The organism is Escherichia sp. 93.1518 (assembly GCF_013368915.2).
Lineage (GTDB): Bacteria > Pseudomonadota > Gammaproteobacteria > Enterobacterales > Enterobacteriaceae > Escherichia > Escherichia ruysiae.
In genome coordinates this window covers 1-248 of sequence record NZ_JABWMT020000133.1, presented here as the reverse complement: position 1 = coordinate 248, position 248 = coordinate 1, and the positions used below count along the sequence as shown (strand labels likewise).

The window sequence follows — 248 nt, the reverse complement described above, 5'->3', positions numbered from 1 at the left end:
GCGGGATGATCCCCATGTTCAGGGGGCTTGCCGGTGCGATCACCCTGCCGATGGTTGGTATCACTTCGCTGGCGGTGGCGACCGGTGCGCTGGCGTATGCCTGGTATCAGGGTGACTCAACCCTGTCCAATTTCAATAAAACGCTGGTCCTTTCCGGTAATCAGGCGGGACTGACGGCAGATCGTATGCTGGCCCTGTCCAGAGCCGGGCAGGCGGCAGGGCTGACGTTTAACCAGACCAGCGAGTCA

Annotated in this window: 1 protein-coding gene; it reads left to right on the top strand. The window is 60.9% G+C overall.

Going from position 1 to position 248, the window contains the following annotated elements:
- A partial coding sequence (locus tag HEN21_RS22780; RefSeq protein WP_183082976.1) for a phage tail length tape measure family protein occupies positions 1 to 248 on the top strand: 248 nt, incomplete at both ends.